This is a genomic window from Falsiruegeria sp. JB4-1 (assembly GCF_055693495.1).
The window spans coordinates 3,307,168-3,331,506 of the sequence record NZ_JBVFTZ010000001.1 but is presented as its reverse complement, the minus strand read 5'-3'; the positions used below and the strand labels follow the sequence as shown (position 1 = coordinate 3,331,506).

Below are 24,339 nucleotides of genomic sequence, written 5' to 3'. Positions count from 1 at the left end.
AAACTGTTGATCAGGAGATTCCACTCATGTTCCGACTTGCGTCCATACTTTACACTCTGATCTCCGCAGCGATTGCGGGAACCGCAGTTATTGCTGTTTTGGCATCGGGTGTCGTCACCGCGCCTGCCATCCTTGGCGCCGCGATTGCAGGCTTTGTTGTCGCTGCGCCGGTGTCATGGGTGATCGCCAAGCGGCTTTTTCAGTATTGATGAACTGCAGTCACGCGTTCAGGAACAACCGCGCGGCTGCTTCGAACTCGCGCGGCCTTTCCGCGTGCAGCCAGTGGCCGGCGTTTGGGATTTTGGCAAACCGGGCCTGTGGGAACAAGGCCTTTACCCGGTCGCGGTGTTCGGGCAGCACATAGTCCGAAGCTGCGCCTGACAAAAAAGTGTCGGGCCAGGCCATGACATGGATACATCCGGAAAGCCCATGATGTTTGGCATCTGGTCGGCCAGAGCATCCAGGTTCAGCTTCCAGCCCTTGTTTGGAATATCCAGCGACTGGGTGAAAAAGCTCTGGAGCGCTTTTTCGACACCCAGCTCCGCCAACTGCGCCTCGGCGTCCGAGCGACGTTCAACCCGATCCATGTCTACGGCGCGCATGGCCTCGATGAATTGGATTTGCGTGTGCGTGTAGGCCACCGGAGCGATGTCGGCTACAACCAGTTTGTTCACGGACTTAGGGTGCGTCAGCGCCAGCGTCATTGCCGCCTTGCCGCCCATTGAATGCCCAATGACATCTGCGGTACCACCAAATTCACCAATCACCTCGGCCAGATCACCAGCCAGTGCCGAGTAGTCATGGACTGGGTTACGTGGGCTACTGCCATGATTTCGCATGTCGACAGCGATAACCTGCCGCTCATCCGACAAACGTTTGGCAATGACACCCCAGTTGCGGCCCGAGCCATATAAACCATGGGCGATGACAAGGGGCGGGCGGTCGGTCGGGGTGCCGTGGGTGATCCAGTTCAACATGCTTCGGTGATACCTGCGGAGCGCGTCCGCGACCACCCCCATTGAGACCGCCATTCAAGCAGGTTAGGGTGCCGACCGGAGGCCATTATGTCAGAACCCATCGCTGTTCAGGATCAGATCGCTGAAACTGTCGCTCTGCTCAGGGCACAATTGGGCGTGAGTGGCAAGGATCTGACTAAGGCCCTGCGCAAGGCACGACATCGCTTGCCCCGCCGGATCTACCGCCAGGCTACCAAACTGGCGCAGGTCGAAGCGATGGCAGGTCACCCCAAGCTGCGCTTGACGCTGGACACACCCGTTTTGGCCAAGGCAGCGCGTGAGGTACAGGAACATCTGCGCGGCATTGATGTGGCTGACCGGCGCAAAGGCTGGTGGCTGGGAGCGCTTGGGGCGCTGGCCTTCAATATCCTGCTGTTTGGTGCGCTCCTGCTGGGGTTCATGATGTGGCAGGGTCTCATCTGAGCCTGACCTAGGTATTTCTTGCTAGGTAGCACCTGCGAACTTCCTGATCGCGGTTCACGAGACGGGGAGGCAATGTCGATCAAGTCAGAACAGCGCAAGGCTACCGTGCGGGAGAAGCTTGCCCACTCTGCCAAGTGACAGATCGAACGCCACGTTAAGGAAGTTTTGCGTACGCGCGATCTGACCAAGGATGTGGGGGCGGTTGATGGTACTTACGCGCGTTCTCGGTTCCCAACCCATTGTCATGGCGGTATTTGGCTCACGTTTCTGGCGATGGGGCTGACGGGAGTGGCTTCATTCAACGAGCCCGATCCAACAGCGGTGGGTCGAGCAGCGCCAACCAGAAGTCCTTTAAGAGCAGACGAAGAACCCGCTGCACCGCGCCAAGGAGACTTTGACATCCGGGCGTGACGGCCTTTCCCAGAGAGCAGCGCACGCCCGGCGCGCGGCCCAACGCTTTTGACGGCATCTTTGATGTAGGAAAAAGGGGCGGGAGGGTACCCGGAAACGAAAAACGGCGCTCGGATCGGGCGCCGTTTTCCATGTCATGATCGCGAAAGATCAGAGGTTCGGGTAGAGTGGGAAGCGGGCGCAGAGTGCGGCCACTTTACCGCGCACGGATGCCTCGACTTCTGCATTGTTGTCCGCACCGTTGGCGGCCAGACCGTCGACGACCTCGATAATCAGGTCGGCAATTTCGCGGAACTCTGCTTCACCAAAGCCACGGGTGGTGCCCGCTGGGGTGCCCAGGCGGATGCCCGAGGTTACGGTGGGCTTTTCCGGGTCGAACGGGATGCCGTTCTTGTTGGTGGTGATATGGGCACGACCCAGGGCCGCGTCCACGATGTTACCGGTCACCTTCTTGGGACGCAGGTCAACCAGCAGAACATGGGTGTCAGTGCCTCCGGTGACGATGTCGAGACCGCCTTTGACCAGTTGGTCCGCCAGAGCGACAGCGTTTGCACGCACCTGCTTCTGGTAGGTCTTGAATTCAGGACGCAGCGCCTCGCCAAAGGCGGCCGCCTTGCCTGCGATCACGTGCATCAGAGGACCGCCCTGGATGCCGGGGAAGATCGCCGAGTTCACTTTCTTGGCGATTGCCTCGTCGTTGGTCAGGATCATGCCGCCACGCGGACCGCGCAGGGTCTTGTGTGTAGTGGTGGTGGCAACATGGGCGTGCGGGAAGGGCGAAGGGTGCTCGCCAGCCGCAACCAGACCTGCGATGTGGGCCATATCGACCAGCAAATAGGCGCCAACACTGTCGGCGATCTCGCGGAACTTGGCAAAGTCGATCTGGCGCGGGATGGCAGACCCACCGGCGATGATCAGAGCAGGCTTGTGCTCGGTAGCCAGCTCCTGGATCTGATCGTAGTCGATCAGGTTGTCCTGCTGGCGCACGCCATAATGCACGGCGTTGAACCACTTGCCCGACTGGTTCGGCTTGGCACCGTGAGTCAGGTGACCACCCGCGGACAGGTCCATGCCCAGAATGGTGTCACCGGGTTTGATCAGCGCCTGGAACACACCCTGGTTGGCTTGGCTGCCCGAGTTCGGCTGAACGTTGGCAAAACCGCAGCCAAAGAGTTCCTTGGCGCGGTCAATTGCCAGATTTTCGGCCACGTCCACATACTGGCAGCCGCCATAGTAGCGGCGACCGGGATAACCTTCGGCATATTTGTTGGTCAGAACCGAACCTTGCGCTTCCATCACGGCAGCCGAGACGATGTTTTCGGACGCGATCAGCTCGATCTCGTCGCGCTGGCGACCCAGCTCGGATGTGATCGAACCAAAGAGTTCGGGGTCACGAGTGGCGAGCGATTCAGTGAAAAACCCAGGGTCACGAATTTCAGAAGTCATTGTGGCTCCAATCAGCAGGGGGTGTCTGTTGGCGGATTTCCTATCGGAAACCATGGGGGCAAGAAAGGCCGTAAAGCGACGAATTGGCCCGCTGCGGCGTCAAGGCTGGTCTCTGGGGGAAAGGTATGATTGTTTCGGAACCGAATGCGCAACACCGGAAACCTGAAATCATGACCAAGAGAATCGCCTTTTTGGCCAGCGACGCCCCGGTGGCGCAAACTGCACGGGCCGCCCTGATTGGTCGGTACGGCAACGCGGCACCACGTGATTCTGACGTGATTGTTGCCTTGGGCGGCGATGGGTTCATGCTGCGCACGCTGCACAACACGCAGCACTTGCCTGCTCCGGTCTATGGTATGAATCGGGGTACCATTGGCTTTCTGATGAATGAATACAACGAGGCGGACCTTCTGGAACGGCTGGATGAAGCCGCGCTTGAAATCGTTAACCCATTGTCCATGCGGGCCATGGACCAAGCGGGACAGATGCACGAGGCGCTGGCGATCAACGAAGTTTCGTTGCTCCGCGCAGGTCCACAGGCAGCTCGGCTCAAGATATCTATTGATGATCGCGTGCGATTGGCCGAACTGGTCTGTGATGGCGCGTTGGTGGCAACTCCAGCGGGATCGACGGCCTATAATTATTCCGCTCACGGGCCGATCCTGCCCATTGGCGCTGACGTTTTGGCGCTGACAGCGATTGCAGCCTTTCGCCCACGACGCTGGCGCGGCGCACTATTGCCCAAAACCGCCAAAGTTCGTTTTGATGTAGTGGACCCGGACAAGCGACCCGTGATGGCAGATGCGGATTCTATTTCGATCAGCGATATTGACTGGGTCGAAATCCGCTCGGAGCCGTCAATCGGGCACCGCCTCTTGTTTGACCCGGGGCACGGGCTGGAAGAGCGGTTGATCTCCGAGCAATTCACCTGATGGTGAGTTCGTCACACCCGTTTAAGTGCGAGGTCGACCCATAGTGCGCAAATCAGCTTGGCAGATTTGCGCACTATCGACACATTGCTTACGCACAGTTTTTTAAGCCTAAACGGCATGTTTTAGCGATTTGTTTGTGTTTCTGTGAACAAACTCACAGTCATGCGGGGCACGCCCGAGTACCTTGAAGTCAGGTTGGGTGTAGCGACACGCACATCGAGTGGTGCGAATTGTTGTACCATGTTTTCAAGAGTTTGCATTGGTACGCAAAACGCGAACGCGACACCTGTCGCGTTCGCACACCATGCCCTACCAGCATGTTTCAGTATTATCCGCCCTGTCGCCAACATCGGCGGCAGGGCAATTTCCGGGTACAACTTCCCGACATTCGACAACTTCTGGTTCAGCAGCTCGATACTTGGCGATCTGTGTTGTCGGGGCAGTCTAAGTCTCTTGTGGCAGACCCAGGGTGTTCCAGCCTGTCGTCAACGTTTCGACGAAACATTTCCTTCCGCTGAGTGTGGCTGACGATGTCTGAATCGATCAGATGAGGTAAATCTACGTCGCTACTACGAGATCTGCCTGTCGCGCCCTTCCCAATAAGGTTTGCGCAGCTCTGTCTTCAGCACTTTGTTTGCCCCAGAAAGCGGGAAAGGTTCCGTTCTGAAATCGATGCTGCGAGGGCATTTGTACCCCGCGATCAAGCCGTGACAATGGGCCATCAATTCCTCGGAGGTTGCCTGCGCCTCTGGGTGGAGGATCACAATGGCATGCACACCTTCGCCCCATTGTTCTGACGGGATGCCAATCACCGCACTGGTGGCAACAGCTGGATGCTGAGCGAGTGCATTTTCAACCTCGGCCGAATAGACGTTTTCACCGCCGGAGACGATCATGTCTTTTACGCGGTCCATCAGAAAGACGAATCCCTCGTCATCCATGTATCCGGCGTCCCCGGTCATGACCCACCCGTCGCGGATGGTCTCAGCCGTCACATCAGGTTTGTTCCAATAGCCCAACATGGTAATCGGACCTTTCACCGCGATTTGACCGATGTCTCCAGTGGGCAAGGCCTGCCCGTCTTTGCCTACGATCTTTATCTCACACACACACGTCGCGCGCCCGGCCGAGCGCAGCTTGCCCGCAAAAGGCCCATCCAGTGTGTGGTATTTACTGTCGAGAACTGTGGCAACCGGGCTGAGTTCGGTCTGGCCAAAGGCTTGCATGAACGCGACATTTGGGAAGGCCTTGAAGGCATCCGCTAGAGTGGCCTCGGTGATGGGCGACGCGCCATAACCGATAAGTTCGAGAGATGAGATGTCGGTCTCTGCCAGCGTCGGCGAGGCGAGCATCATTTGCAGCATCACCGGCACCAGCAACGTATGCGTGGGGCGGTGTGTCTCGATTGCCTCAAGCGTGTCATCCGGCGTGAACATTGGGATCACAACATGGGTGCCGGCGACAAAGGTGACGGCCATGAACCACAGAAGGTCGGCGATGTGGAACATTGGCGCGGCATGCAGATAAACCGTGCCATCCACCACCTTGAGCTCTTGCGCGTTCGAGATGCCGCTGACGTAGAAATTGGTCTGCGACAGCATCACACCTTTGGGAAAACCTGTCGTGCCGCCGGTATAGAAGATGCCCGCCAGATCATCGTGGCTGCGATCAGCGTCCGCGACGGGTGCGGCGGCGGCAATGATATCTTCGTAATTCACCATGCCTTCGGGCGTGTCGCCATCGCCGCAGAATACGAGCGTCTTGAGGCCAGGAACTTGCGCCTGAATAGTCGGGGCGGCAGCGGCAAAGGCATCGTCGACAAGAAGGATCTCGGCGCCTGCGTCATTCAAAGCATAAGCGCACTCCGCAGGCGCCCATCGGATGTTCATCGGCATCATCGCACCGCCACCCCAGACGGTAGCAAAGAAGTATTCGATGAAGCGGTCCGAATTCAGAGACAAGAGCGCGACACGATCGCCGGGTTTCATGCCCAAGTTTTGCAAGGCCCCGGCCAGTCGCTGAACCCGATCCAGCAGTTCCGACCAGCTTTGCGAGCGGTTTTTGAAAACGGTAGCAGTGCCCTTTGGGTTCACCTGTACGGCGCGGCGCAGCACGGATGTGATCTGCATGTCTTTCCTCCCTTAACTAGTCTTGATCAGCTCATGCGTTGCCAGAGCAGGTCGCACATGCGGCCCACGCGAGCCTCAATGGCGGCGCTGGCGTCCACGGCCAGGTCTTCGCGCCATCGGCGGGCGACGATCTGCACGCTCATGGGCTGTGGTCCTTGCGGCAGTTCGGCCACGTGGGTCGGCACGCAGGCCGCGGGCAGACCCATGTAATTCATGGAATAGGACCAGAGCGCCGAGCCCAGAACCTCGCGCACGCCTTCGGCACCTTGAGTGTCGCGGTCGGGCGCAAAAAAGGGCTGCGGCAAGAACGGGCAGAGTACCAGCGGGTACTCTTCCTGAAACAGAGACCATTCGCGCGCGTAGAAGGTTCGCTTGGCCATCATCCGCAGGATGTCAGTATCCTTGTAGGGGGTGAACTGGTTGAAATACTCGTCAAAAATCGCGCGAATGGTGGGCGAGCCGTGTTTTTCGATGTCTGGCCCCATCAGGGCCAGTACCTCACCCATCAAAGTGCGATAGCCGTCCATGCCGCAGTCGCGCAGGTGGGGCGGGTCGATCTCGACCACCTGGTAACCTGCGTCTGTGAGCGCATCGCGGGCCATGTCGAGAGCACGGGACACTTCGGGGTGCAGGTCGAATTCATAGGTTTCTTTGGTAAAGCCGACCTTGATTGGGCCCTCAAAGGCCTCTCCACGCCAGGGCAGAGGTACGTGAAAGGGGTCGCGGGCGTCGGATTGGATCATTGTAGGCATGGCCAGATGCAGGTCCTCTGCCGTGCGGCAGATAAGGCCCTGTACGGACATGGATTGGGCCAGCATACCTCGTTCGGCTGTTTGGCTGGGGTTCCAGGCGGGGACGCGACCCAGACCGGGTTTGACAGTGACGGCACCATTGGCGGCTGCGGGAAAGCGCAGCGAGCCGCCGATGTCGTTGCCATGGGCCAGCGCGCCTATGCCGGCCATAAGGGACGACCCCGCACCGCCTGATGAGCCGCCGGGAGAGACGTGTTTACCCCAGGGGTTGTGGGTCCGACCGTGCAGCGGGTTGTCGGTGTCGGCGCGAAAGCTGAACTCGGGCGTATTTGTTCGACCGATGATGACAGCGCCTGCGTCCTGCAAATGGCGCACCAAGGGCGCGTCGTCGGGAGCGATCAAGTCTTTGAGCGCGGGCACGCCGTTGCTGCTGGCATAGCCAGTCTGGTCGACGTTGATCTTGATGGTGACGGGCACACCGTGCAGCGGGCCAGTGGGGTTACCCGCGGCACGAGCCTTATCAAGGTCAAGAGCGCGCGCACGGGCATCGTCGGCGCAGGACACCACCACCGCGTTTAGGTTCGGGTTGACCGCATCCATGCGGGTCAGGGCGGCGTCGATGGCTGCCTCGGCGCTCAGATCGCCAGTCGTGGTACGGGCAACGGTTTCAGAGGCGCTGAGGCGCCAAGTGTCGGTTTCGGTCATGAAAAATCTCCCGACCGCAGGTTAGGCGCAGGTCAGGAGAAGGCAAGTGAAACCATGGGCGCCGCAGCGTCATTTTTCGGAGGATCGCGATTCAGGAAATGTGGTGTCGGGATGGGAGCACTCCCGCCCCTTGGGTACGCATCAAAGATGCGCCCCCAGAAGCGTTGGGCCGGGCGCCGGGCCTGCGGCCCGGCGCGGCTCCGCCGGTTAGGCAGCGTAGCCGATGGTTTGCAACGCCATCTTGATCTCGTCCAGGATCGCCGGATCGTCGATGGTGGCGGGCATCTTGTAGTCCTTGCCATCGGCAATCGACACCATCGTGCCGCGCAGGATCTTGCCCGAGCGGGTCTTGGGCAGCCGGTCCACAACAACCGCCAGCTTGAAGGCCGCGACCGGTCCGATTTTCTCGCGCACCAGCTTGACCACCTCGGTCACCACCTCGCCGTGGTCGCGGCCTGCGCCTGCGTTGAGGCAGAGAAAGCCAACCGGCATCTGGCCCTTGAGCTGATCCGTCACGCCGATCACAGCGCATTCTGCGACGTCTGGGTGGCCTGCCAGAACCTCTTCCATGCCGCCCGTCGACAGGCGGTGGCCCGCGACGTTGATAACGTCATCGGTGCGCGCCATGATGTAGAGATACCCGTCCTCGTCGATCATGCCCGCATCACCCGTTTCATAGTAGCCGGGGAACTGCTGCAAGTAGGATTTCTTGAACCGCTCTTCGGCATTCCAAAGACCCGGCAAGGTGCCCGGGGGCAGGGGCAGTTTGACTGCAATTGCGCCAAGCTCTCCGGCCTTCATCTGGTGACCGCCTTCGTCCAGGATCTGTACGTCATAGCCGGGCATCGGTTTCGCGGGCGAGCCTAGTTTGGTCGGCAGTTCTTCGATCCCCAATGGGTTACCAGCGATCGTCCATCCTGTTTCAGTTTGCCACCAGTGGTCGATCACTGGCACTTTAAGCGCGTTTTGTGCCCAGACGATTGTATCGGGGTCAGCGCGCTCTCCCGCCAGATACAGCGCCTTGAGACACGAGATGTCGTAATCGCCGATCAATTCACCCTTGGGATCCTCGCGCTTAACAGCGCGAATGGCCGTTGGCGCGGTGAAGAAGCTCTTGACCTTATGCTCGGAAATCACTCGCCAGAAGGTGCCGGCATCGGGTGTGCCCACGGGTTTGCCTTCGAACACGATCGTGGTGTTGCCGTGGATCAGCGGGCCGTAGCAGATGTAGGAATGCCCCACGACCCAGCCCACGTCTGAGGCGGCCCAGAACACATCGCCGGGATCGACGTTGTAGATGTTCTTCATCGTCCAGTTCAGCGCCACCAGATGACCGGCGGTTGGACGCAATACACCCTTTGGCGCACCGGTGGTGCCCGATGTGTAGAGGATATAGGCAGGGTGGTTGCCTTCAACCGGGACGCATTCGGCGGGTTCTACACCGTACTGGAAGCCGTGCCAGTTGTAGTCGCGGCCTTCGATCAGTTGGGCCACCTCTTGTTCACGTTGAAAGATCACACAGAAGTCGGGCTTGTGGTCGGCAAGCTCGATGGCGCCGTCAAGGAGCGGTTTGTAGTGGACCACTCGGCCCGGCTCCATTCCGCAAGAGGCGGCGATGATCGCCTTTGGTTTGGCGTCGTCGATGCGTACGGCCAGTTCGTTGCTGGCAAAGCCACCAAACACCACCGAATGCACAGCACCTAGACGGGCACAGGCCAGCATTGCCTCAAGGGCTTCGGGGATCATCGGCATGTAGATGATGACCCGATCGCCTTTTTCGATACCCTTGGCGCGCAGGGCACCGGCAAGAGTCGCCACACGATTGCGCAGCTCGACGTAAGAAATCTCGCGCTTGGTGTGGGTAATCGGGCTGTCGTAGATGATGGCCGTCTGCTCACCGCGACCGGCCTCAACGTGGCGGTCAACTGCGTTCCAGCAGGTGTTGACCTTGGCATCGGTGAACCATTCATAGAGTGGAGCATTGGTATCGTTGAGCGCCTGTGTCGGGGCCTCGACCCAATCGATGCCCTTGGCAGCCTCAAGCCAAAAAGCTTCGGGGTCCTGTTTCCAGCTGTCGTATACGTCCTGATAGGCCACGGCGTCCTCCTCACTTTAGGCTTGGCGAATGTGTTACGCTTGGCGCGGGCAGAGGAGCAAGAAAATAGAGGAACGCAGCGTCAGATTACCGCAACAAATTTGCAGATAGTTCGAAAAAATACTGCAAATTTTTGCAAATCCCTCATTTCGCTAAGCATTTCATGCAGGCTTTGCTAATTTTGCAAAGTCATAAAATTGCGCGGCCAATTGACTGCATTGAATCTGTTAGGGCCCGAGAAGATCTCGAGGCCCCTTGGCGGATACTTGCCAGAGTGCCGGGGCTATCCGAGAATTATTTATTGTCGTTATTGATTGTAAAAGTGGAGCGCATATGTGGGGGGCGACAGGGAAGTCCCTGTTTCCAAGGACATGGGCCTGATCGCTATCAAAGCGGACGGCGCCCACAAAGAAAGACCAGAAATATGCGTAAGATTGTGTTTGCCGCGCTGTTGGGGTTGGCGGCATGTGGCGGTTACCCCACATCTCGGCCATTGGCTGTGGATGGCACCCGGAATGCCAACTTCGGGCAAGACGAAATCGAATGTCGTGCCTTGGCCGCGAACTATAACCCGCAGCAACAGGCGGGTGCCATTGGGGGCGGCGCAGTGTCTGGTGCCGTGATTGGTGGACTGACTTCAGCCAGCGGCGAAAGCACGGAAGGGGCCCTTGCCGGGGCCGCGATCGGCGGGCTACTTGGAGCTGCCGAAGGAAGCTATCAGGAAGACGAAGCGCGCCGTCAGGTCTTGATCAACTGCATGCAGGGCCGTGGGCACCGCGTCATCGGCTGATCAGGTCGGGCGCTCTGAGTTCCCTTACCTCGGTCAGAGCGCCCGATTGTCTTACCCGTATTGGTTCACTGGTGTGCTCAGCGATGGCGGCCATATTGAGCAGCCCGCGCGCGGTGATAGACGGGGAAACGATATGGGCCTTGTTGCCCATCCCCATCAGGATTGGGCCGACCTCGATACCGTCGGCTTTCATTTTGAGCACGTTGCGCACGCCACTGGCCGCATCCGCATGGGCAAAAATCAGCACATTCGCTTCACCTTGCAGACGCGAGTTTGGAAAAATCCGCTGGCGCAACTCGGGATCCAGCGCGGCATCCAGGTTCATCTCGCCCTCATACATGAAATCCCGTGCTTCCGCGTCCAGCAGAGCGATGGCCTCGCGTAGGCGCTTACCTGACCCCTCGGCCTGATTGCCGAACTGGGATTGCGAGCAAAAGGCGATCTTGGGTTCGACGCCAAAGCGGCGGGCGTGACGGGCAGCACCAATGGTGATCTCGGCCAGTTCTTCGGGCGTGGGCAATTGGCGCACATGGGTGTCGGCTATGAACAGTGGCCCATCTTCAAGGATCATCAGAGACAGCGCCCCATGCGGATGCAGGTTGCCATTGCCCAAAACCTGTTCGACATAGTTCAGATGCCAGCGATATTCGCCAAAGGTGCCGCAGATCAGGCTGTCGGCATCGCCTCGGTGCACCATGATCGCTCCAATGGCGGTGGAATTGGTGCGCATGATCGCCTTGGCCAGGTCAGGCGAAACGCCACGCCGCTGCATTAGCTCGTGGTACGAATTCCAGTATTCATAGTAGCGTGGGTCATTCTCCGGGTTTACGATCTGGAAGTCCTGCCCGGGTCGGACGGACAGGCCAAGGCGTTCACAGCGAGCTTCGATAACCTCGGGACGACCGATCAGGATCGGTGTTTCTGTGGTCTCTTCAAGGATCGCTTGGGCCGCGCGCAGCACGCGTTCATCTTCGCCCTCAGCAAAGACAATCCGGCGCGAGGCTGCCGCCGCAGCTTCGAACACCGGCCTCATAAGCAGGGCTGATTTGAACACTGTTTGGTTTAGTTGTTCTTTATATGCTTCCAGGTCCTCGATGGGCCATTTTGCGACGCCGCTTTCCATCGCTGCCTTGGCGACCGAAGATGACACGACGCCCACCAGACGTGGGTCAAATGGTTTGGGGATCAGATAATCTGCGCCGAAGGTCAGTTGTTCGCCCTTGTAGGCGGCGGCAGCTTCGGCGCTGGTGGTGGCGCGGGCCAGCTCGGCGATGCCGTCGACACAGGCGATCTGCATTTCGTCGTTGATCTCGGTAGCGCCCACGTCCAGCGCGCCACGGAAGATGAAGGGGAAGCAGAGGACGTTATTGACCTGATTGGGAAAATCGCTGCGACCCGTGGCAATGATGGCGTCGGGGGCTACTTTGCGGGCGTCTTCGGGCAAGATTTCCGGCGTCGGGTTAGCGAGGGCAAAGATGATCGGACGATCGGCCATCTTCTGCACCATTTCGGGCTTGAGCACATTGGGGCCGGACAGCCCAAGGAACAGGTCGGCACCGTCAATCACGTCATCCAGCGTCCGCAAGTCCGAGGCTTGGGCAAACGCCGCCTTATGCGGGTTCATGTCTTCGGTCCGGCCCTCGTAGACCAGCCCGTGAATGTCGCAAAGCCACACATTTTCGCGCTTCACACCTAGCTTCAGCAGCATGTTCAGGCAGGCGATGCCCGCCGCGCCACCACCGGTCGAGACGATCTTGATATCCTCGAACCGTTTGCCCGCCACGTGCAGCGCGTTCTTGGCGGCCGCGCCAACAACAATCGCAGTGCCGTGCTGGTCATCATGAAAGACCGGAATGTTCATTCGCTCGCGACAGAGCTTTTCCACGATGAAGCAATCAGGCGCCTTGATGTCCTCGAGATTAATCGCTCCAAAGGTCGGCCCAAGGGCGCAGACGATATCGGCCAGCTTTTCCGGATCGCTTTCGTCCACCTCGATGTCAAAGCAATCGATGTTGGCGAACTTCTTGAACAGGACGGCCTTGCCCTCCATGACCGGCTTCGAAGCCAGAGCCCCAATGTTGCCCAAGCCCAGAACTGCCGTTCCATTCGATACGACCGCAACCAGATTTCCACGCGCGGTATAGCGGGACGCTGTTGCCGGGTCTTCCTTGATCTCGATACAGGCCTCGGCTACGCCGGGTGAATAGGCGCGTGCCAAATCACGACCATTGGCCATCGGTTTCGTCGCCTTGATTTCTAGTTTTCCGGGTTTGGGAAACTCGTGATAGTCCAATGCGGCCTGCCGCTGGCTCTGGTTGTCGGACATATGAAACACTCCTCCGGAAATTTAGTTTAGCGTTAAACTATTTTTGACGTTGGGGAAACCCCGTCAGGCATCCAACGACAGGGAAATCCTGTCGCAGGCGACTTCTTGCAAATCTGCCAACGCAGCGGCACTGTCCGCGCCAGAGGAGAGAGAGCCAATGTCTGACACCATAGCTGAAATGCGCTTGCCAACCAAAGAGTTGCGCGATGACATCCCGTTTTTTACCAAGACGCTTGGGATGCGGATGGATTCCATATATCCCGCCGACGATCCGCGCACGGCTGTTTTCTCTGGGCATGGGTTGCGGCTGCGGGTGGAAAAAGACGCCGCCGAAGCGCACTGGAACGATCCGAATCCTGACCGACGCACCGGACGAGTTTGCAGGCGGCGACCGCCGTTTGATCGCCCCAAACGGCACAGTGATCGAGATCGAAGAGCGCAATCCACCGATGGTGATGCCCGAAACGGTGCATTCGTTTGTTGTCCGCCGCCTCAAGGATCAAGCGCCCTGGATCATTGGTCGAGCAGGCATGCATTACCGCGATCTGGTGCCCGACCGTCTGGGTGGCTCGATCATCGCCAGTCACATACGCATTCCCGATGGCGGGCCGGTGCCGGACATGGTGCATTTTCACAAAGTGGGTTTTCAGCTGATCTTTTGCATCCATGGTTGGGTTGATGTCGTCTACGAGGATCAAGGCGACAAGATGCGGCTGACAGCGGGTGATTGTTTCATCCAACCCCCGAAATCCGCCACCGCGTGCTTGAAGCGAGCGACAACGTCCAGGTTATCGAAATCGGCGTCCCGGCCGAGCATGTAACCGAGATTGATCACGACATGCAACTGCCCACGCCGCACTACCGCCCGGATCGGGAATGGGACGGTCAGCGTTTTGTCTATAACTGTGCAGCAGGGGCCGAATGGGTTCCGTTCCGATTGCCGGGCTATGTCTGCCGCGACACGACGATTGCCGAAAATACCAAAGGCGTTGCCGGTGTGCAGGTCGTCCGCCGGGGCGAGGGCGCGCCGCATTGGGCCAGCCATGACACCGATATCCACTTTACCTTTGTGATGAACGGCACCCTCACGCTGGAGGGGGAGGGCCGCGAGCCATTTGCCCTGGAGCAGGGCGACGCCTTTGTCATTCCGCCCGGAATGAAGACCCGCCTGTCCGAACCAAGTGTAGACGTCGAACTGCTCGAAGTGACGCTGCCCGGGACGTTCAACACGACATTGGCCTGACCTTTTCCTCTTACCGTAAATGTCCCGCTCGAGGGCTCGCGGGGACAGGGGCAGAGCCCCCTTCACCTCTGCCTTCAATTCGGATTATGGTGTCGTACTCTGACCAAATGATCAAAATTCGGGGAATCGCCATGAGCTTGAAAGACGCCGCAAACAAGGTTCGCGAAAAGGCCTATGCGCCCTATTCAAACTTCAAGGTTGGCGCCGCTGTTTTGGGTCAAAATGGAAACATTTATTCGGGCTGCAACGTCGAAAACGTAGCCTACCCCGAAGGCACCTGTGCCGAGGCTGGAGCAATTGCCGCCATGGTGGCCGCAGGCGAAACCCGCCTGACTGAGGTCTATGTGGTGGCCGACAGTCCATTCCCAGTGCCGCCCTGTGGTGGATGTCGTCAAAAGCTTTCCGAGTTCGGGTCGCCCGATGTTGTGGTGACCATGGCTTCTCAGGACGGTATCGAAAAATCCATGACGATCGGAGAACTTTTGCCCGGTGCCTTTGGCTCCGAGCACATGGAGGGCAACTGATACATGGATGCCCGCTCGATCATTGCAAAACTGCGCCGCCATGATGTGCCTGACGCGGACGAACTTCGCTGGTTTGCCCAAGGTTTGGCCGATGGCGGTGTTAGCGATGCGCAGGCAGGTGCCTTTGCCATGGCTGTCTGTATGGGTGCGCTTGGGGCCGAGGGACGCGCGGCGCTGACGCTGGCCATGCGCGACAGCGGCGATGTACTTGGTTGGGATTTGGACGGGCCGGTGATCGACAAGCATTCGACTGGCGGCGTGGGCGATTGCGTCTCGCTGATGCTGGCCCCGGCACTGGCCGAATGCGGGGCCTATGTGCCGATGATTTCGGGCCGTGGTTTGGGTCATACCGGTGGCACGCTGGACAAGATGGAAGCGATCCCCGGTGTGACCACCCAGGTCGGCCAGGAGCGTTTGGCTGACATAGTGGGCGAGGTTGGCGCGGCTATTGTTGGTGCCACGGCGCAGATTGCGCCTGCCGACAAGCGTCTCTATGCCATACGCGATGTAACCGCGACGGTCGAGAGCCTCGATCTGATCACCGCCTCGATCCTGTCCAAAAAACTCGCCGCCGGCCCCGATGCGCTGGTGCTGGACGTCAAGGTGGGCAGCGGCGCATTCATGAAGACACCGGACGAGGCTCGGGCATTGGCCACGGCACTGGCCGACACCGCCAATGCCGCCGGATGCCGTACCTCGGCGGTGATCACTGACATGAACCAACCGCTGGCAAGCTCGCTCGGCAACGCGTTGGAGGTGGCCGAAATCATGCGTGCGCTGACCAGCGGACAGGCGAGCCTGCTGTCCGAGCTTTCGTCGGCTCTGGGGGGCGTTCTGTTGAAGGACGCCGGACTGGCTGCCTCGATCGAAGAGGGCACGGCAAAGATCGCCGAAATCATCCGCGACGGCCGCGCGGCCGAAAGGTTCGGTCGCATGATCGCAAGCGTCGGCGGCCCGGTCCAGTTCGTCGATAACTGGGCGCGTTTCCTGCCAGAGGCCAATGTGATCCAGGAGGTGACCGCCCGCGAGAGCGGCTATGTCGCGGCCATCAATGGCGAGGCGTTGGGGCTGGCGGTTGTAGCTTTGGGCGGCGGGCGTCAGGTAGAAAGTGACGAGATTGATCCGGCTGTCGGTCTGTCCGACGTCGTGCGTTTGGGGGGCAAGATCAGCAAGGGTGAACCTCTGGCCGTAATCCATGCCAGCCGCGAAGATGCAGCTCGTCAGGCCGAGGTCGCATTGCGTAAGGCCATCACCTTCAGTGCCTCTGCGCCCGACGTGCCACCCCTGATCCATGAAAGGATCGGTGCATGACACGGGCCTTTCTTGTGGTGATGGATTCGGTGGGCATTGGCGGCGCGCCGGATGCGGACCAGTTTTTTAACGGCGATGTGCCGGACACGGGCGCAAATACACTGGCGCATATCGCGCAGGCCTGCGCCGCAGGGCAGGCCGAAGAAGGGCGCAGCGGGTCGTTGAAACTGCCAAATCTGGTTGCGCTTGGCCTTGGCGACGCAGTCGAGGCCGCATCAGGTGAACGAGTTCTGGGAGCAGCCACCACCGGCAAATGGGGGTGCGCTCGCGAGCATAGCCTGGGCAAAGACACGCCCTCGGGCCATTGGGAGCTTGCGGGTTTGCCAGTGCCGTGGGATTGGCACTATTTCCCCGACACGCAGCCTGCGTTTCCTGTCGACCTGGCCCGCGCCGTGGCACAGGCTGCGGGAACCGATGGCATCTTGGGTGACTGCCACGCCAGCGGCACAGTGATCATCGACCAACACGGGGCCGATCACATGCGCAGCGGTTGGCCGATCTGCTATACCTCGGCCGATAGCGTGTTTCAGATCGCAGCTCATGAGGAAACATTTGGCCTCGACCGCCTGCTGCTGCTTTGTGCTGACGTGGCGCCGTTGCTGCACAAGATGAAAGTGGGCCGCGTTATCGCGCGGCCTTTCACAGGTTCTCCGGAGCGGGGATTTGCCCGAACCACCAATCGCAAGGATTTTGCCATTACACCGCCCGCGCCGATCCTGACCAATTGGGTACAGGATGCAGGCCGCGCGGTGCATGCCATCGGCAAGATCGGGGATATCTTTTCCATGCAGGGCATCGACACGCTGACCAAAGGGTCGGATGCCGAGTTGATGCAGGCTCTGTCTGACAAGGTCCAAACCGCCGAAGATGGCAGCCTGACCTTCGCAAATTTCGTTGAATTCGACAGCCTCTACGGCCACCGTCGCGACATCAGCGGCTATGCCCGCGCTTTGGAATGGTTCGACAGACAGATCGGGGCCATCCTGCCAAACCTGCGCGACGGTGATATCATGATCCTGACTGCCGATCACGGCAATGACCCCAGCTGGATCGGTACCGACCACACGCGCGAGCAGGTGCCGGTTCTGATCGCAGGCCTAGGCAGCGGTAAGATTGGTCAGGTCGATTTTGCCGACGTTGCTGCCAGTATCGCCCATCACCTCAACATCCCGGCGCAAGAACCGGGGCGGAGTTTCTTATGAACGTCGCTGACTTGCCAAAAATAGAATTGCATCTGCACCACGAAGGGGCCGCGCCGCTGGCCTTTATCCGACAGCTTGCACATGAAAAGAAAATGGACCTGAGCGGCATCTTCAAGCCCGATGGCGGGTACGACTTTCGCGATTTCGCCCATTTCCTGAGCGTCTATGAGGCCGCCAGCGAGGTGCTGACCGGACCCGAGGAATTCCGCCGCCTGACACTGGCCATTCTGGAAGAAAGCGCCGCAAACGGTGTGGTCTATTCAGAGACCTTTCTAAGTCCCGATTTCTGCGGCGGCGGCGACGTGGCTGCATGGCGCGACTATCTGGCCGCCATTCAGAATGCGGCGGATGAAGCGGAAACCAAGCTGGGCATAACACTGCGCGGCGTCGTCACTTGTGTGCGCCACTTTGGGCCAGAGCAGGCCAAGGCCTCGGCCATCTGCGCGGCCGAAACGGCGGGCGACTGGATCGTGGGTTTTGGCATGGGCGGCAACGAAGGTGTGGGCCGTCAGGGTGATTTCGGCTGGAGCTTTGATTGCGCCCGCGAGGCCGGGCTGCGGCTGACCACCCATGCAGGTGAGTTCGGCGGACCAGAAAGCGTGCGGGATGCGGTGCGAGACCTGAAGGTTGAACGTGTCGGCCACGGCGTGCGTGCCATCGAAGATGCCGACCTGGTGCACGAGCTCAAGGATCGCGGCACGGTGCTGGAGGTTTGCCCGGGCTCAAACGTTGTTCTGGGTCTTTATCCAGATTTCGCGGCCCATCCGATTGCGCGGCTGCGCGACGCAGGCGTCAAAGTGACCGTCTCTACCGACGATCCGCCCTTTTTTCACACGACGATGCGCCGCGAATATGAGATGCTGGCGCAGGCCTTTGACTGGAAAGAACAGGATTTTTCCGCCCTCAACGCCACTGCGCTTGAGGCGGCATTCTGCGATGAAGATACCCGCGCGCGGGTTAAGAAACGATTGGAGATGACATGAGCGACCACCTGACCGTTGTCGACCACCCGCTGGTGCAGCACAAACTTACGCTGATGCGAGACAAGGGTACGTCGACCGCCGTGTTCCGGCAACTTCTGCGCGAGATCACGCAGCTTCTGGCCTATGAAATCACACGCGAAATCCCGATGACCACGCGGTCCATCGAAACTCCGATGGAGGCCATGGATGCCCCCATTCTGGCAGGCAAGAAGATGGCGCTGGTTTCTATCCTGCGGGCAGGCAACGGTATGCTGGACGGCGTGCTGGAACTTGTCCCGTCGGCTCGCGTGGGCTTTGTTGGTCTTTATCGGGACGAAGAGACACTCAAACCGGTTCAGTACTACTTCAAAGCCCCAGAGAGCCTTAAAGACCGCCTTGTCATTGCGGTTGATCCGATGCTGGCCACCGGAAACAGTTCAGCCGCGGCGATTGATTTGCTCAAGAACGCAGGCGCCACCGACATCCGCTTCCTGTGCTTGCTGGCCGCGCCCGAAGGCGTCGCCCGGATGAAAGAGGCGCACCCCGATGTTCCTATCGTGACAGCCTCGCTTGATCGTGAACTGAACGAAAAAGGCTATATCATGCCGGGACTTGGCGACGCGGGCGACCGGATGTTCGGGACAAAATAAGGCGAATCAGAGGCAACTGTACGCTTTACTCAAGAGCCTATTTACGGCATCCTACCTCCACATCTTGTGGGGGCAGTCATGAGAATTACAAGAGTTATTGCAGTCGCCATAATGGTCGCAACAGTGGGTTTGACAAATTTGAACGCTCAAACCTTGCGAAAATCGTCTCCTCCGGCGGAATTTCCACCTGCGTCCTATAAAGGCAAGCAATACGTCGACAGTCGTGGGTGTATCTACATCCGGGCTGGAATTGACGGAAATGTAACCTGGGTGCCGCGGGTTTCGAGAAACCGACAGCAGGTTTGCGGCTACAAGCCCACGGCGGTGGCCAGCAGCACAGCGTCTCCAAAACAGGCAGCTGCTCCCAAGTTGATCACAATTGAACCTTCGGCGGCGCCTGTTGCGGCAGCGACAGCGAAGCCGACTGCGCCAGCCAAGCCCAAAGCAAAACCACAAGCCCAAACTACGGCCAAAGTCCAGACAACAGCCAAAGCGCCGACACAAACCCAAACCAAGACGCGGAAGGCGACACGAGCCAAGCCAAGCCCAGGCCCGGAACCAACGTTGTTTTCGTCGCCAAAGCCAACACCTGCCGCCAAACCCGCGGCTCCGACCGTTCGGACGACGACGCGTACAACGACAGTTCGTCCTGCAACGACACAGCCGGTTCAAACGACCACGACACGGGTACGCCCGGCTACTACGTCAACAACGACTGCAGCGCCCGTTGTCGCTCCGAGACGTACTGCTCCGGCGGCTACGGGTGGCGGATGTTCCAATGCGTCAACGTTCAGCCAGCAATTTATCAACAAAAAGGGTGTCCGCTGCGGACCACAGACGGAATCTCCGATCACCTATGGATCAGGCAAAAGCCGCAAGTCTTCCAGCTTGACCACACCGCCAGATCAATCGAACGTCACTGTTTCTCTCGACACGCGGATTCTGCCTCGTCATGTACATGACAATCGGCAGAACACCACCAATGTATCTGTTCCAAAAGGGTACCGTCCTGTTTGGAAAGATGATCGCCTGAACCCGCATCGAGCCGAACGGACTTTGCGTCCGGCGATTGCCTACAGCAGCTTTGAACCCCCAACAGGCTTTCGTGCTGTTGAGCGAGAGGACGATCGCTTAAATCCGAACCGTGCAATGCGGACGGCTCAGGGCGACGCTCAGAGCGATTTGATTTGGCAACGAACTGTCCCGCGCACACTTAGGCCCGTGGACACCAACCCTCGTGTGATTCAGATTGAAAACAGTGAAGACGCATACACGAACCTGGCCTCTAGACCTTCCCGGTTAACGTATTCCACTCGTTCGGGTCCAACTGCTCCGAACAATGCGCGCTACGTGAGAGTCGCCGCTTACCAGAGCGATGCAGCAGCGCGCCAAGCTGCGCAGTCGCTGTCAGGTACAGGCTTGCCGCTGAATGTTGGAACGGTTCGAAAGGGTTCCGGGACTTACAAGGTCGTTTTGGTCGGACCATTCAATTCCCAGTCTCAAGCCAATTCGGCACTCAATCGAATCCGAAGTGCCGGTTACTCAAAGGCACGACTGACGAAGTAAGCAAAGTTTGTAGTACCTAAAAACAACCCAGCAATTCGATGGGTCATTTTCCATGAGCTCATTCGCCGCAAATACTTTGCAGCAAAACCCAGTCGCGATCAGGTAGTACCGGTTCCAGAGTTCGTCCTGCCATTGGGTCTGCCTCGATCAAGCCCAAAACGGTTTCACCGGTGACATCTCGTGCATAGGCATAAGGTGTGGACGGGATAGCTGCCTGCGCAAAAACTGACAAAACAGTGTCTTCGTCCAAAACTGGTCTGGAAACGGCCAAAGCATGTTCAGCGTAGCTGTCCAAGACGTTCGGCGCGATTTCACCAGTTGTGAGCAAGCGAAACGACGGCCAGACACCAGCAAAATCCAACAGCTCGTCCAAGGGATCCTGCTGTTCGGCGCGGGCCCTTTCGGCCAAGACATAACCAGCCGCAACAGCCGGGTCTTCGTGATCTTCGATAAGAGTCCGGTTGAGCAGGACAATGCCGCCGGGAAGGTGGAGACTGTCGGCTATTCCATCAGGCAGCACCGCCAACTTGCCAACACCAGTGCGGTCCGCGAGCCGCTCCAGAACTGGATCGGCGTCAGGTTGATGGCAAGCCGGACCGCCGACACGTTCAATGCGATCCAGTAATGCGCGCCCTATGGCTTGCCGCTTGATCTCTGGTACCACGCTGATGGTGTGCCGTTTCATTGCACCGGGCAACCAGAAAACAAGCACAACGAGAAGCAAGGATACGATGCTCAGCACAGTGGCCAGGCGCAGACGCCCGGGATGGGGCCGCGCGCGTTCTATCGCCCGTTGCAATCGTTCGATAGCTTCGATCATGGTCGTTTCGGATTCAGCGAGTTCCAATGTCTCATCGGGGTCGCCATCGGGGTGATAGATTGCGGGAAATGCACCGGGGTTCAAGCGCACAAGAGCAGCCAGCGACCAATGGGTCAGTGCGCTGTCATTGAAGTCGGAAATCGTCAAGGTGGCATCACCAATCGATACAACAACCTCGCGGCGTTGCTGCTCGGCCGTAGGCCGCCAAAGACCGGTGGCTTCGATCCGTTCATATTGCTTGAGAGCGGTCATTCTCGTGCGGTCTGCTCGTTTCTTGTTGTGACCAACCTAACATGTTCGCAACCTCGGCGGCAAACAGCTTGCGTGTTGTAGGCGGTACTGGCTTAAGAAAAATACGATCAACTGGGGTGTTCAGGACGAAGCCTGTCGGAAACAGCCGTCAGCGTCGCGTGCAGACCAGTCACGAAGGCGTATTCACGGTAGCGGGTTAACATGCAGGTAAGTATCAAGAATTCCCCCATCGCAGCCGCGTGCTTCATGGTTGCTGCAATGGCCATGATCGGGGTTATCGACAACTTTATTGTGCGGCTGGCTGAGAACATTGGCCTTTGGCAATTTCATGTGGTGCGTTCGTCGATGATGTTACCCATCGTCTGGCTCATGTCAGTCGTGGGTTTGGGACAATTCGGCGCTCAGCGAACATGGGCTGTCGTGGTGCGAAGCCTTTTGATCGCAACTGCGATGCTGTTTTATTTCAGTGCTTTGGCCCTAATGCCGATCGCACAGGCGCTGGCTGGTCTTTTTACGTCACCAATCTTTATCCTGTTGATCACGGGATTAGGCATGGGACAGAAAATTGGCCCTTGGCGTATTCTGGCAGTAGCAATCGGTTTTGCGGGCATCTTGTTTGTTTTGCAGCCTGATCCGCAGGATTTTGATTGGAAGATTTTGATTCCTGTGATTGGTGGCCTCTTCTATGCCCTTGCCGCCATTGCGACCCGCAGCCTGTGTGGCGGTGAAAGCACCGTTGCCCTTCTGGGGGGCATGACCATCGCGCTTGGCCTTATGGGGATTGCGGGTGTCACGGTGCTGCATTTCTTTCCTTTGGACAGTGTTGATGGTCCTGCGGGGTTTGTTACGCGCGGTTGGGTCTGGCCAATGGGAAATGCTATCTTATGGGTCGTGGTTCAGGCCGTGGGATCTGTGACCGCTGTTTTTATGCTGATCAAGGCGTATCAGCTGGGCGAGGCTTCTTATGTTGCCGTGTTCGAGTATTCAGTGATGATCTTTGGGCCGGTTTTTGCATGGGCCGTGCTGGGGCAGGGGTTGGGGATTTGGCAAATCGCTGGGATTGCCCTGATTGCATTGGCAGGCAGCATTATCGCCGTTCGATCAAAGGCCTGAGGGTTTTCCCTGCCCGGCGACGTGCTATGCCTGTTGCATGATTATTTCGACCGGACGCAAATACATCTTTGTTCACATCCCAAAGACCGGAGGTACCTCGATGGCGCTGGCGCTGGAAGCGCGCGCCATGAAGGATGATATCATTGTGGGGGATACGCCAAAGGCAGTGCGACGGCGCGGGCGGACAAAACGGCTTGCAGATCTTGCGCGTGGCAGGCTTTGGAAGCATTCAACCCTGGCCGACATCGAAGGGTTGATTGCGCCTGAAACACGACAAGGCATGTTTGTTTTTACCTTGGTGCGGAACCCCTGGGACAGGGTCGTCAGCTATTACCATTGGCTGCAAGCTCAGAGGTTTGATCACCCTGCTGTCAGGCTGGCCAGAGCCGTTGGGTTCAGGGAATTCGTTCTGCATCCTCACACTCAGGCGTCGTTCCAACAGTCACCTGCGTCGAGTTATGTCTGCGATGCGAATGGACAAGAACACTGTCAGGCTTTCATTAGGGTGGAGCATTTAGAAGAAGACATGGCGCCACTGGAAAGTCATCTTGGGTTTTCACTGGATATCCCGCACGTAAACCGTTCAGATCGCGAGCGTGACTACCGTACCTACTATGACGCGGAAACGGCCCGGCATTTAGGGGAAATGTGCCGCAAAGACATTGATCGGTTTGGATACACGTTCGAAAATTAGCCTGCGTTTGTTCAGAGTTTGGGGTCAATTCCCGATATGGACGCTCACTGTCACCAAAAGTCGAAGTAATGCCACATTCTTGCCCTTGTTCTGACGTTACAGGGGCACTCGAATCGGGCCTGCTATCAAATACATCATAGTTAATCCGGCGTGCTTATGACTGCTGCTGCCACAACCAAGGAATGGGCCTGTGTTCGGATGGAAAGAAAAAGGGGGTCGCGGGACCCCTCGTATGGCCGAAGCCAGCGCTGCGCTGGATGGCCTGTTGATTACCGGTCAAGCCGGGTTTCTGAAGGGCACGCATGTGGCCTCGAACCTGGGCTGGCGTGCTGTTGAAACATTGTCCGTAGGGGACAAGGTTTTGACCTTTGACCATGCGATGCAGCCCATCGTGGACATCCAGCGCGAAACTCTGATTCAACCCGAAGGGAGTGTGATCGGAAGCCGAAGGCCGGTACTGGTCCCTCGAGATGCGCTGTTCAATCGCAGAGAGCTTTGGTTGATGCCGGATCAAGGTATCCTTGTCGAATGCGAAGCCGCACAAGATGCCATGGGCGATCCCTTTGCTGTCGTGCCCGCGCGCATGCTGAATGGCTTGCGGGGCATTACTCTGGGGGTGCCGGGCGAAGAGATCGAGGTGACAACCATCGGGTTTTCACACGATGAGGTGGTTTATGTCGAAGGTGGGATGTTGGCACATTGCCCGCATCCACAGCCTGTCTTTTGGGAAAATGAACACCCAAAGGTGGGTCTTTATGACGTGCTCAGCGGTCCCGCAGCTCAATTTTTGGTCAACTGCATAATTGATGACGATGATGCTTCGGCAGTCGCCACACGTCCAGATCTACTGCCGGGTGAATTTTGCGATCGCCCAGTGCGCCCCAGCAGACCTGAAATATTAGTTTAAACTCCGAGCGGTTCGGAGCTTTGGAGCGTCGATACCCTCGGTCTCCAACAGGAAACCGGCGCCCCTTGGG

20 protein-coding genes and 3 pseudogenes are annotated in these 24,339 nt (G+C 58.4%); 14 read left to right on the top strand and 9 right to left on the bottom strand.

What is annotated here, in order from left to right:
* Positions 1-26 precede the first annotated feature (26 nt).
* The gene (locus ACZ1HE_RS17105; protein WP_472622714.1) at positions 27-209 is read left to right on the top strand and encodes a hypothetical protein; all 183 of its coding nucleotides are present in this window, start codon (positions 27-29) and stop codon (positions 207-209) included.
* A 10-nt stretch (positions 210-219) separates the two neighbouring features.
* Here ACZ1HE_RS17105 and ACZ1HE_RS17100 read toward each other — a convergent pair.
* A pseudogene (locus ACZ1HE_RS17100) lies at positions 220-977 on the bottom strand (alpha/beta fold hydrolase).
* Positions 978-1,064: 87 nt separating this feature from the next.
* Here ACZ1HE_RS17100 and ACZ1HE_RS17095 point away from each other — a divergent pair.
* A complete protein-coding gene (locus ACZ1HE_RS17095) occupies positions 1,065-1,439 on the top strand; it encodes a hypothetical protein (protein ID WP_472622712.1) in 375 nt (124 codons plus the stop codon).
* 561 nt (positions 1,440-2,000) lie between these two features.
* Here ACZ1HE_RS17095 and glyA read toward each other — a convergent pair.
* Complete coding sequence (gene glyA / locus ACZ1HE_RS17090; RefSeq protein WP_472622710.1) at positions 2,001-3,296, bottom strand: serine hydroxymethyltransferase; 1,296 nt, start codon at positions 3,294-3,296, stop codon at positions 2,001-2,003.
* A gap of 170 nt (positions 3,297-3,466) precedes the next feature.
* Here glyA and ACZ1HE_RS17085 point away from each other — a divergent pair, with 170 nt between their 5' ends.
* Positions 3,467-4,228 (top strand): NAD kinase, encoded by a 762-nt coding sequence (locus ACZ1HE_RS17085; protein ID WP_472622708.1) that lies wholly within the window; start codon positions 3,467-3,469, stop codon positions 4,226-4,228.
* Between the two features lie 569 nt (positions 4,229-4,797).
* On the opposite strand, the gene ACZ1HE_RS17080 is transcribed toward ACZ1HE_RS17085, so the two are convergent.
* The 3 genes from ACZ1HE_RS17080 to prpE all read right to left on the bottom strand — a co-directional run bounded on the left by ACZ1HE_RS17080 (position 4,798) and on the right by prpE (position 9,911).
* Entirely contained in the window at positions 4,798-6,357 is a 1,560-nt protein-coding gene (locus tag ACZ1HE_RS17080; RefSeq protein WP_472622706.1) for a long-chain-fatty-acid--CoA ligase, read from the bottom strand.
* Between the two features lie 26 nt (positions 6,358-6,383).
* Complete coding sequence (locus ACZ1HE_RS17075; RefSeq protein ID WP_472622704.1) at positions 6,384-7,814, bottom strand: amidase family protein; 1,431 nt, start codon at positions 7,812-7,814, stop codon at positions 6,384-6,386.
* 207 nt (positions 7,815-8,021) lie between these two features.
* Positions 8,022-9,911 (bottom strand): propionate-CoA ligase PrpE, encoded by a 1,890-nt coding sequence (gene prpE / locus ACZ1HE_RS17070; RefSeq protein WP_472622702.1) that lies wholly within the window; start codon positions 9,909-9,911, stop codon positions 8,022-8,024.
* A gap of 422 nt (positions 9,912-10,333) precedes the next feature.
* Between prpE and ACZ1HE_RS17065 the strand changes: the two genes are divergently transcribed.
* Positions 10,334-10,699, top strand: coding sequence for a glycine zipper family protein (locus tag ACZ1HE_RS17065; RefSeq protein ID WP_472622700.1), 366 nt, complete (start codon positions 10,334-10,336; stop codon positions 10,697-10,699).
* Positions 10,700-10,750: 51 nt separating this feature from the next.
* Here the strand turns inward: ACZ1HE_RS17065 and ACZ1HE_RS17060 are convergent.
* Together ACZ1HE_RS17060 and ACZ1HE_RS17055 are read right to left on the bottom strand one after the other, a co-directional pair.
* Positions 10,751-13,025, bottom strand: a pseudogene (locus ACZ1HE_RS17060) (NADP-dependent malic enzyme).
* 63 nt (positions 13,026-13,088) lie between these two features.
* Positions 13,089-13,238 (bottom strand): hypothetical protein, encoded by a 150-nt coding sequence (locus tag ACZ1HE_RS17055; protein ID WP_472624617.1) that lies wholly within the window; start codon positions 13,236-13,238, stop codon positions 13,089-13,091.
* Here ACZ1HE_RS17055 and ACZ1HE_RS17050 point away from each other — a divergent pair.
* From ACZ1HE_RS17050 to upp, 6 genes and pseudogenes are all read left to right on the top strand, one after another.
* Positions 13,183-14,268 (top strand): annotated as a pseudogene (locus ACZ1HE_RS17050) (cupin domain-containing protein). The gene ACZ1HE_RS17055 and the pseudogene ACZ1HE_RS17050 sit on opposite strands and share 56 nt — an antisense overlap.
* Positions 14,269-14,399: 131 nt before the next feature.
* Complete coding sequence (locus tag ACZ1HE_RS17045) at positions 14,400-14,792, top strand: cytidine deaminase (RefSeq protein ID WP_472622698.1); 393 nt, start codon at positions 14,400-14,402, stop codon at positions 14,790-14,792.
* Positions 14,793-14,795: 3 nt separating this feature from the next.
* Positions 14,796-16,103: a thymidine phosphorylase gene (locus tag ACZ1HE_RS17040; protein WP_472622696.1), complete on the top strand. Its 1,308-nt coding sequence runs from the start codon at positions 14,796-14,798 to the stop codon at positions 16,101-16,103.
* Positions 16,100-17,305 carry a phosphopentomutase gene (locus ACZ1HE_RS17035; RefSeq protein ID WP_472622694.1) on the top strand — a complete coding sequence of 402 codons (1,206 nt, stop codon included), beginning with the start codon at positions 16,100-16,102 and terminating at the stop codon, positions 17,303-17,305. Before ACZ1HE_RS17040 ends, ACZ1HE_RS17035 begins: the two co-directional genes overlap by 4 nt.
* Entirely contained in the window at positions 17,302-18,288 is a 987-nt protein-coding gene (locus ACZ1HE_RS17030) for an adenosine deaminase (protein ID WP_472622692.1), read from the top strand. The genes ACZ1HE_RS17035 and ACZ1HE_RS17030 overlap by 4 nt, the downstream gene beginning before the upstream one ends.
* Positions 18,285-18,917 carry a uracil phosphoribosyltransferase gene (gene upp / locus ACZ1HE_RS17025; protein WP_472622690.1) on the top strand — a complete coding sequence of 211 codons (633 nt, stop codon included), beginning with the start codon at positions 18,285-18,287 and terminating at the stop codon, positions 18,915-18,917. Before ACZ1HE_RS17030 ends, upp begins: the two co-directional genes overlap by 4 nt.
* Before the next feature lie 308 nt (positions 18,918-19,225).
* Here the strand turns inward: upp and ACZ1HE_RS17020 are convergent, their stop codons facing one another.
* Positions 19,226-19,516 (bottom strand): hypothetical protein, encoded by a 291-nt coding sequence (locus ACZ1HE_RS17020; protein ID WP_472622688.1) that lies wholly within the window; start codon positions 19,514-19,516, stop codon positions 19,226-19,228.
* Positions 19,517-20,066: 550 nt separating this feature from the next.
* Between ACZ1HE_RS17020 and ACZ1HE_RS17015 the strand changes: the two genes are divergently transcribed.
* Positions 20,067-20,483, top strand: a complete 417-nt coding sequence (locus ACZ1HE_RS17015; RefSeq protein WP_472624525.1) for an SPOR domain-containing protein — start codon at positions 20,067-20,069, stop codon at positions 20,481-20,483.
* A 58-nt stretch (positions 20,484-20,541) separates the two neighbouring features.
* Here ACZ1HE_RS17015 and ACZ1HE_RS17010 read toward each other — a convergent pair whose 3' ends face one another.
* Positions 20,542-21,555 (bottom strand): hypothetical protein, encoded by a 1,014-nt coding sequence (locus ACZ1HE_RS17010; RefSeq protein ID WP_472622686.1) that lies wholly within the window; start codon positions 21,553-21,555, stop codon positions 20,542-20,544.
* A gap of 201 nt (positions 21,556-21,756) precedes the next feature.
* On the opposite strand from ACZ1HE_RS17010, the gene ACZ1HE_RS17005 reads away from it, so the two are divergent.
* From ACZ1HE_RS17005 to ACZ1HE_RS16995, 3 genes are all read left to right on the top strand, one after another.
* Complete coding sequence (locus ACZ1HE_RS17005) at positions 21,757-22,668, top strand: DMT family transporter (protein ID WP_472622684.1); 912 nt, start codon at positions 21,757-21,759, stop codon at positions 22,666-22,668.
* Between the two features lie 37 nt (positions 22,669-22,705).
* The gene (locus tag ACZ1HE_RS17000; protein WP_472622682.1) at positions 22,706-23,362 is read left to right on the top strand and encodes a sulfotransferase family 2 domain-containing protein; all 657 of its coding nucleotides are present in this window, start codon (positions 22,706-22,708) and stop codon (positions 23,360-23,362) included.
* Positions 23,363-23,594: 232 nt separating this feature from the next.
* The gene (locus ACZ1HE_RS16995; protein WP_472622680.1) at positions 23,595-24,269 is read left to right on the top strand and encodes a Hint domain-containing protein; all 675 of its coding nucleotides are present in this window, start codon (positions 23,595-23,597) and stop codon (positions 24,267-24,269) included.
* Positions 24,270-24,339 lie beyond the last annotated feature (70 nt).

Bases quoted from the DNA above. Each gene is read 5' to 3' on its own strand.
- ACZ1HE_RS17105 (WP_472622714.1), top strand. From the start codon at position 27: ATGTTCCGACTTGCGTCCATACTTTACACTCTGATCTCCGCAGCGATT.
- ACZ1HE_RS17095 (WP_472622712.1), top strand. From the start codon at position 1,065: ATGTCAGAACCCATCGCTGTTCAGGATCAGATCGCTGAAACTGTCGCT.
- glyA (WP_472622710.1), bottom strand. From the start codon at position 3,296: ATGACTTCTGAAATTCGTGACCCTGGGTTTTTCACTGAATCGCTCGCC.
- ACZ1HE_RS17085 (WP_472622708.1), top strand. From the start codon at position 3,467: ATGACCAAGAGAATCGCCTTTTTGGCCAGCGACGCCCCGGTGGCGCAA.
- ACZ1HE_RS17080 (WP_472622706.1), bottom strand. From the start codon at position 6,357: ATGCAGATCACATCCGTGCTGCGCCGCGCCGTACAGGTGAACCCAAAG.
- ACZ1HE_RS17075 (WP_472622704.1), bottom strand. From the start codon at position 7,814: ATGACCGAAACCGACACTTGGCGCCTCAGCGCCTCTGAAACCGTTGCC.
- ACZ1HE_RS17065 (WP_472622700.1), top strand. From the start codon at position 10,334: ATGCGTAAGATTGTGTTTGCCGCGCTGTTGGGGTTGGCGGCATGTGGC.
- ACZ1HE_RS17055 (WP_472624617.1), bottom strand. From the start codon at position 13,238: ATGTCATCGCGCAACTCTTTGGTTGGCAAGCGCATTTCAGCTATGGTG.
- ACZ1HE_RS17045 (WP_472622698.1), top strand. From the start codon at position 14,400: ATGAGCTTGAAAGACGCCGCAAACAAGGTTCGCGAAAAGGCCTATGCG.
- ACZ1HE_RS17040 (WP_472622696.1), top strand. From the start codon at position 14,796: ATGGATGCCCGCTCGATCATTGCAAAACTGCGCCGCCATGATGTGCCT.
- ACZ1HE_RS17035 (WP_472622694.1), top strand. From the start codon at position 16,100: ATGACACGGGCCTTTCTTGTGGTGATGGATTCGGTGGGCATTGGCGGC.
- ACZ1HE_RS17030 (WP_472622692.1), top strand. From the start codon at position 17,302: ATGAACGTCGCTGACTTGCCAAAAATAGAATTGCATCTGCACCACGAA.
- upp (WP_472622690.1), top strand. From the start codon at position 18,285: ATGAGCGACCACCTGACCGTTGTCGACCACCCGCTGGTGCAGCACAAA.
- ACZ1HE_RS17015 (WP_472624525.1), top strand. From the start codon at position 20,067: ATGCGGACGGCTCAGGGCGACGCTCAGAGCGATTTGATTTGGCAACGA.
- ACZ1HE_RS17010 (WP_472622686.1), bottom strand. From the start codon at position 21,555: ATGACCGCTCTCAAGCAATATGAACGGATCGAAGCCACCGGTCTTTGG.
- ACZ1HE_RS17005 (WP_472622684.1), top strand. From the start codon at position 21,757: ATGCAGGTAAGTATCAAGAATTCCCCCATCGCAGCCGCGTGCTTCATG.
- ACZ1HE_RS17000 (WP_472622682.1), top strand. From the start codon at position 22,706: ATGATTATTTCGACCGGACGCAAATACATCTTTGTTCACATCCCAAAG.
- ACZ1HE_RS16995 (WP_472622680.1), top strand. From the start codon at position 23,595: ATGGCCGAAGCCAGCGCTGCGCTGGATGGCCTGTTGATTACCGGTCAA.